Consider the following 7,621-nt stretch of genomic DNA (forward strand, 5'->3'; position numbering starts at 1 on the left):
GACTTCAAGCGATGGAAAATAAATTTTAGAGGAGCAAATCCAGCATGGATTTAATAACTTAATCGAGCACTAACTTGAAAATTTGATGAATAATCAGGAATTTGATTCTCTTAATCAAACCAATACCTATAAAATGAAAACAATCAGAATACTCTACCTATTGGCATTTATGTCTTTCATGATGCTGGCATGCCAATCTCCTAAAGAAAACACACAAGATGATGTGGCATGGCAATCTTTGTTTAATAATGAAAATCTTCAGGGATGGAAAGCGGTAATGGGCGCTGCTGAATTTGAAGTCAAAGACGGGGAAATAATTGGTTCTGCCAAAGCCAATACGCCTAACACTTTTTTAATCACAGAGGAGGAATTCGGTGATTTCATTTTGGAATTGGATTTGAAAATTGAAGACCTGAGCAGTAATTCAGGGATTATGGTAAGAGGTCAATTTGATCCTGCTGCAAGAGACAGTAAAGGACTTGTATTTGGCTATCAGATAGAGGCTGATCCCACAGAAAGAGCTTGGTCTGGTGGGCTTTATGATGAAGCAAGAAGAGGCTGGCTATATCCTTTAGACCTTAATCCTCAGGCAAAATCTGCTTTCAAAATGGGTGAATGGAACCATTACCGAGTCGAAGCCATAGGAAATGAAATCAAAACTTGGGTCAACGGTCAGGAAGTGGCGTATGTGGTAGATGATATGGATGCAAAGGGACATATTGGTTTACAGGTTCATAGCATCAATAATCCAGAAGATGAAGGAAACAAGACGTATTTTAGAAATGTGGGCATTCAGACTGAAAACCTTCAATCAAAACCGTTTAACGATGATGTTTTTGTAGTGAGCACTACCTTAAACTCCTTGACTGATTATGAAAAAAACAAAGGATGGAAGTTGCTCTTCAATGGAACCAATACAGATGGATGGATTGGTGCTTATAAAGAAACTTTTCCTGAAAAGGGCTGGCATATCCAAGATGGGGTATTGATGGTAGAAGAAGCAGACGGAGGAGAATCCAGTAATTTCGGAGATATTGTGACAGTTGACAAATATTCGGCATTTGACCTGGCTTTTGATTTCAAGATGACCGATGGTGCCAATAGCGGTGTCAAATACTTTGTTACCCTGAGCGAAGGAAATACAGGATCAGCTATAGGCCTTGAATATCAAATTTTAGATGATGAAAGACACCCTGATGCAAAAATGGGCTTAAATGGTAATAGGACATTGGCTTCATTATATGACCTGATCAAAGCGGACAAACAACCTAGATTTGTCAAAGGCCCCGGAGAGTGGAACAAAGGAAGGATTGTAGTTTATCCTGATAATAAAGTGGAGCATTATCTCAATGGCGTCAAAGTGGTCGAATTCGTGAGAGGCTCTGATGAATACAGAGCATTGGTCGCTGAGAGTAAATACAAAATCTGGGAAAATTTTGGTGAAGCCCAAGAAGGACATATTCTTTTGCAGGACCATGGAAATGAAGTACATTTCAAAAATATAAAAATCAAAGAACTACGTTAAACCCTTAAATAATATGGATAACAAACAAAATAACCGCAGGGATTTTTTGAAAAAATCAGCATTGGCTACCGTTGGAATATCTTCTATAGGAGCTTTAGGGTTTTCCGCAAAAAGCTATGGCAATATTATTGGTGCAAACGACCGGATGAATGTAGCTATTGCAGGATTAGGAAGGAGATTGGGAGCATTTTATGACCCTATTGGTAGAAAAGAAAGCAATGTCAGGCTACATACCCTCTGTGATGTGATGGAATCCCAGCTGACAAAAGCAGCAGCTAGTTTTGCCAAACACATAGATTACAAGCCTCACTTGGAAAAAAGTATTTTAAAAGTTATAGATAACAAGGAAATAGATGTACTGATCAATGCCACTCCTGACCATTGGCATGCTCCCGGCACCTGGCTAGCGGTTGCCGCAGGCAAACATGTTTACGTTGAAAAACCCTGTAGCCATAATCCAAAAGAGGGAGAATTACTTGTAGCATTCAAAAACAAATACAACAGGGTGATCCAAATGGGAAACCAGCAAAGGTCCTCTTACCATACCATCGAAATCATCAAAGAAATCCATAATGGAGCAATCGGTAAGCCTTACAGGGCTGTTGCCTTTTATGCCAATAATCGGGGCAGGGTGCCAAACCCAGTTGAGCAGGCCCCGCCATCAGGTTTGGATTGGGAACTGTTTCAAGGCCCTGCTCCTAGAAGAAAATATACCCACGATACTTGGGACTACAATTGGCATTGGTATGGATGGGACTATGGTACAGCTGAAACAGGAAACAATGCCACCCATGAACTCGATGTGGCACGTTGGGCCCTTCAGGTAGAATTCCCAAGTCATGTAAGCGTTGATGCAGGAAAATACCATTTCAGAGACGATGGTTGGACCATGTATGACACCATGTATGCCACCTTCAAATTTGAAGGGGATAAATCAATTGTCTGGGATGGACAAAGCCGAAATGGCTACTTGACTTACGGAGCGGACAGAGGAACTGTGATATATGGAACTGAAGGCTCTGTTTTTGTCAATCGTGGACTTTACAGGCTATTCGACAAGGGAGGTAAATTAATCAGAGAAGTCAAATCCAGAGGAGAAGAAGGCAGTACCAATTTAGGTGGTGGCGGAGACAATACCACAGACCATGTCGTCAACTTCTTTGAGGCAATAAGGGGAAAGCAAAAGCAAAACTCTACCATTGAGGAAGGTGCAGTCTCTACCCTACTCTGCCATTTGGCCAATATTTCTTACAGAATCGGTGAAAACTTTGACTGTAATCCTGCCAATGGCCACATCTATAACAGAAAAGGTATGGAGTTATGGTCTAGGGAATATGAAAAAGGTTGGGAGCCTAAGCTTTAATTTCCTTTTCAAAATTCTCTTTAAACCCAAAACTCTCAATGATTCATTACAAGGAAGTCCCTATTGGATGGGGCTTCCTTCTCGTAAAAACTAAATACTGATTTAAAAATACTAAAAAGATTAAAACACAGGCGCTTCTTTGGATTAAACAACCATTTAATTTTTAATCTTCCAAAATTGATTTTAACCTTTGCAAACCAAATTCCAGATCTTCTCCAATAATCGAATCCATATCCATAAATAATAGAAATGCATTCATGGGGTAATTCATTTTTCCGTTAAAGCCCCATTTCACCAATGTATTAAATTCTTCAATTTTCTCCGTGGAAATATAAGCCGCTGAAGTTGATTCAAATGGTTTGATAAATCTCAATTCGTAATCTATCCTTTCCCCCTCCCTAATACTGATTATTTCCTGCTCTCCTTCCCCAACTTCATCATTCCCAACCCAGGCATATACAAATCCGAGTTCCCCGTCTACTCCTCTAAAAGTACTTACTTGATTGGGGTCCATCGTCGCCCATTTGCTGTAATTCTGTTGGTTTTTAAGATACTTTACATATTCAAAAACTGTTTCTTTTGGAAGTTGGATTATTATTTCTCTTTCGACTGCATATTCTTTTTTGGTAAAAAGTGCCATAACCATTGGTACAATGATTAACATTCCTAAAGCGATCAATATTATTTTTAAAACCTTCATGGTAAACAGGTTAATGCTATGAAATTTAATAAATAACTCACAGAATATAAAAATCTTATCAAATTAGATGTTCAATTAGAGCATTCAAGGTACAGTATAAAATGAAGTATCTTGCTGAAATTTATTAGATCTAAACCAAGATTATGGCTATATGCCTTTGTCATTATACAGGAATGACTGGCCTATCTTTCACGTTTTCATTCTTCCTTTCTTATAAGTAAATATGCAGAATAGTTTGTAACTTGTTTTGATAAAAGGATGAACTCCATCGTATTCATCACCTGCTCAATTAATGTATTATAAATTCATGGCTGTGTAGATCTCTACCGCCTATGGTTATTCTTAATGTTAACATGAAACTGTTTTCTGTAAAAAATAAAAAAATTATCATTACCGGAGCTACTGGCGTGTTGGGCAAGTCCATGGCCCAACACCTTGCAAATGAGGGTGCTCATATCATTATTGTAGGAAGAACAGCTTCAAAGATCGAGCAGCTTGTTGAAGAAATAAGATCTTCTGGAGGAAAAGCAGATGCCTTTCTGGCAGATGTTACTTCAGAAATCCATGTGGTCCAGGCCGCAGGACACATCCAAAAGAGATATACTAAAATCGATGTCCTAGTCAACTTAGCAGGTGGTAATTTACCCGAAGCTGTAGTAAGACCTGATCAAACCTTAGCTGACCTATCAGCAGATGCCATGAAAAAGGTTTTGGACCTCAATTATCAGGGAACATTCCTTCCAATCAAACATTTCTTTCCTTTTATGTTGGCAAATGGCTCTGGTAATATCATTAACATCTCCTCTATGGCAGCCAGTAGGCCAATGACACGCGTAGCAGGTTATGCTTCTGCCAAAGCAGCTATAGATAATCTCACCAAGTGGCTGGCAGTAGAAATAAATCATAAGCATGGGCCTGATTACAGGGTCAATGCTATAGCTCCAGGTTTCTTCCTAACCGATCAAAACCGCAACCTACTGACAGAAAAAGATGGTCAACTTACACAAAGAGGTCATCAAATCATCCAACATACACCTATGGGCAGGTTCGGGGATCCAGATGATCTTCTGGGAACCCTGCAATGGCTTTGCTCCGACGCCTCCAAGTTTGTAAACGGTACCATCATCCCAGTAGATGGGGGATTTTCGGCGTACTCAGGAGTCTAGGAATGAAGTATGTACGAAGTACCAAGTACCAAGTACCAAGTACGAGAGCTTGTCCTTTGAATATGGATTTAATGTAAATTGTTACAGGCAGCAGATTTAAATTTGTTGGTAGCAAAACAATACAACCAATTAACTAATTACTAATAACCAATTAACCAATCACTAATTACCAATCCCATGATATACAAAATGGAACAGACCATGCGCTGGTATGGTCCTAAAGATCCGGTAAGTTTGGCGGATATCAGACAGGCCGGTGCAACGGGCATTGTTTCTGCCTTACATCATATTCCCAATGGAGAAGTCTGGTCCAGGGAAGAAATCAAGAATAGAAAAGACATGATTGAGGCTGCTGGACTCACCTGGTCCGTAGTAGAGTCAGTGCCTGTCCATGAAAATATCAAAACCCGCACAGGTAAATACAGGGAATATATAGAAAATTACAAGCAGACCATTGCCAACCTGGCGGCTGAAGGTGTTCGTATTATTTGCTACAACTTTATGCCCATCTTGGATTGGACCCGAACGGCATTGGCTTGGACACTTCCCAATGGTGCCAAGGCCCTCAGGTTTGAAAAAAAGGAAGTGGTCGCCTTTGACCTCTTTATCCTTAAAAGACCTGGCGCCGAAAAAGAATATTCCCAAGAAGAAATTAAAAGGGCCAAATATTTCTTTGAAAATGCCTCTCGGGAGGATATTAAGAGAGTGCAGGACAATATTCTCAAAGGATTACCCGGCTCGGAAGAAGGCTATACCATGGAAGAATTCCAAAATGCCTTAGACACGTACATAGGCATTGGCCATAAGGAACTGGCTAATCATTTGAGGCTATTTCTAAATGAAATATTGGAAGTAGCAGCGGAAAATGGTGTAAAAATGGCTATACATCCTGATGATCCTCCATTTGACATTTTCGGCCTTCCCAGGGTAGTGAGTACTGCTGCAGATATGCGCCGAATGGTCTCAGACAATGACAGCCCTAATAATGGTTTTACCTTTTGTACAGGTTCGTATGGCGTGCGGACAGACAATGATTTACCAGCCATGGTCAGGGAATTTGGAGACTACATTCATTTCATCCACCTCAGGGCTACTACAAGGGATGCAGAAGGCAATTTCTTTGAGGACAACCACCTGGAGGGTGATGTGCCCATGGAGGCTGTAATCCATGAAATCCTGAAAGTCCAGAAAAGAAGAGGAATATCCATCCCTATGAGACCAGATCATGGCCATCAGATGCTGGATGATATCCAAAAACCTATTATAAATCCTGGGTATACCGCTATCGGCCGACTTAAGGGATTGGCTGAGATTCGGGGTGTTGAGGCAGGTTTGATTTATGCAGGTGTAGTATAAATTTACAAATTGGCAGACCTGGAATGACAGGAGTTTCAAAATAATAAAATAATCAACAAACAGACTACTGAAAGACTGCGAGCTACTAACACGGGTAACCGTTGCACAACTTCATTTTGAATCAAGATAATATACGGCTTGCAGTCATTTGGCGGATTTCTCATTTTAGGATTGGGTGAAAAGGTGGGTTTGGGGGAGTAATTTTAGTAACCACAAATGATATGTAAATAATCTCAGAAATAAGATCTCCTTTTGATGATTTATAAAAAAACATTAGTTTTAATAAACAATGCAATTGTAGTATCAAGCCAGCAAGAATTGAAGGCTTGGTAGTATAAATACGTTGTAATAAGTAAGTTATGCGGCAGCTTAAAAGACGACAATAAAATACAAAACTGATAAGTAAAAATAAACAACAATGCGAAATTTATCACTTTTCATAGCGACAAGTTTAGACGGATACATTGCAAAACCTAATGACGACTTAAATTTTCTGAAAATAGTTGAAAAAGAAGGCGAAGACTACGGCTATTCTGAATTCACTGCAAACATTGACACTATAATTCTCGGGAGAAAGACCTATGATTATGTGCTTAAAGAAATCAGCTCTTCCCATTACGACAACGGACAACGGGACGTTTATGTAATAACAAGAACCGAAAGACCAAAAGTTGGCAGAACTACTTTTTATACAGGAAACTTAACGGACTTGGTGCAACAACTAAAATCGCAAAGTGGAAAAAACATTTATTGTGATGGCGGAGCAGAAATTATAAATGAACTTTTACAGCACGACTTGATAGACGAATTTGTAATTTCAGTAATACCGATTTTGGTTGGTAACGGGACAAGATTATTCAAAGACAATAGACCCGAACAACAACTTGAATTTGTAAGTGCAAAATCATTTGACAAAGGGTTAACGCAACTGCATTACAAACGAAAGAGATAGAATGGAGAAAGAAAAGACAAAACGAACTTGTAAATATGGACACACTTTCTATAAAAGTACCGATTGTCCAACTTGCCCGACCTGTGAAAAACTCAAAGAACCAGCTTCGGGATTTTTAGCTTTGTTGAGTAATCCTGCAAGAAATGCTTTACTTCATTATGGAATAGACACAATAGAAAAGCTATCTAACCATACTGAAAAAGAAATACTAAGACTTCACGGGATTGGAAAAGCATCAATGCCGACTTTCAAAAAAGCACTTGAAGATGAAGGATTGACATTCAAACAAAAGGAATGAAAAAAAGAAAGCCGACCGCATAACAACACCTACACGCAAGTGGGGTTCAGTGCTTCTATGAAAGTGAAATGCTAAACCAAAGTTCTGTTCTTTTAATGAAGTTCAGTGCTAAAAATCCCCACCTGCGTGTAGCTGCAAACCGTCAGGCTGTGAAAAAACTTTCAGTTTTTGGAAAAAGCCGCATTTTTGGAGCGTATAGGGACTTCACAGGGTCTTGAACTTGAATTTGAGTCAACTTTATATTTGAATCGTTAGTTTTTA

7 protein-coding genes are annotated in these 7,621 nt (G+C 39.4%); 6 read left to right on the plus strand and 1 reads right to left on the minus strand.

Going from position 1 to position 7,621, the window contains the following annotated elements; all coding sequences use genetic code 11:
* Window positions 1-169: 169 nt before the first annotated feature.
* Together ACFFIP_RS17260 and ACFFIP_RS17265 are read left to right on the plus strand one after the other, a co-directional pair.
* Entirely contained in the window at window positions 170-1,525 is a 1,356-nt protein-coding gene (locus tag ACFFIP_RS17260) for a 3-keto-disaccharide hydrolase (protein WP_382388999.1), read from the plus strand.
* A 13-nt stretch (window positions 1,526-1,538) separates the two neighbouring features.
* Window positions 1,539-2,888 (plus strand): Gfo/Idh/MocA family protein, encoded by a 1,350-nt coding sequence (locus tag ACFFIP_RS17265; RefSeq protein WP_382388993.1) that lies wholly within the window; start codon window positions 1,539-1,541, stop codon window positions 2,886-2,888.
* A gap of 163 nt (window positions 2,889-3,051) precedes the next feature.
* Here ACFFIP_RS17265 and ACFFIP_RS17270 read toward each other — a convergent pair whose 3' ends face one another.
* The gene (locus ACFFIP_RS17270; RefSeq protein WP_382388994.1) at window positions 3,052-3,588 is read right to left on the minus strand and encodes an SRPBCC family protein; all 537 of its coding nucleotides are present in this window, start codon (window positions 3,586-3,588) and stop codon (window positions 3,052-3,054) included.
* Between the two features lie 353 nt (window positions 3,589-3,941).
* Between ACFFIP_RS17270 and ACFFIP_RS17275 the strand changes: the two genes are divergently transcribed.
* The 4 genes from ACFFIP_RS17275 to ACFFIP_RS17290 all read left to right on the plus strand — a co-directional run bounded on the left by ACFFIP_RS17275 (window position 3,942) and on the right by ACFFIP_RS17290 (window position 7,360).
* Window positions 3,942-4,754, plus strand: a complete 813-nt coding sequence (locus ACFFIP_RS17275) for an SDR family oxidoreductase (RefSeq protein ID WP_382388995.1) — start codon at window positions 3,942-3,944, stop codon at window positions 4,752-4,754.
* A gap of 177 nt (window positions 4,755-4,931) precedes the next feature.
* Window positions 4,932-6,110, plus strand: a complete 1,179-nt coding sequence (gene uxuA / locus ACFFIP_RS17280) for a mannonate dehydratase (protein WP_382388996.1) — start codon at window positions 4,932-4,934, stop codon at window positions 6,108-6,110.
* A gap of 418 nt (window positions 6,111-6,528) precedes the next feature.
* Window positions 6,529-7,062 carry a dihydrofolate reductase family protein gene (locus ACFFIP_RS17285; protein ID WP_382388997.1) on the plus strand — a complete coding sequence of 178 codons (534 nt, stop codon included), beginning with the start codon at window positions 6,529-6,531 and terminating at the stop codon, window positions 7,060-7,062.
* 1 nt (window position 7,063) lies between these two features.
* On the plus strand, window positions 7,064-7,360 hold the full coding sequence (locus ACFFIP_RS17290) for an RNA polymerase alpha subunit C-terminal domain-containing protein (protein ID WP_382388998.1): 297 nt from the start codon (window positions 7,064-7,066) through the stop codon (window positions 7,358-7,360).
* Window positions 7,361-7,621 lie beyond the last annotated feature (261 nt).

The organism is Fontibacter flavus, assembly GCF_042432905.1.
Taxonomy (GTDB): domain Bacteria; phylum Bacteroidota; class Bacteroidia; order Cytophagales; family Cyclobacteriaceae; genus Fontibacter; species Fontibacter flavus.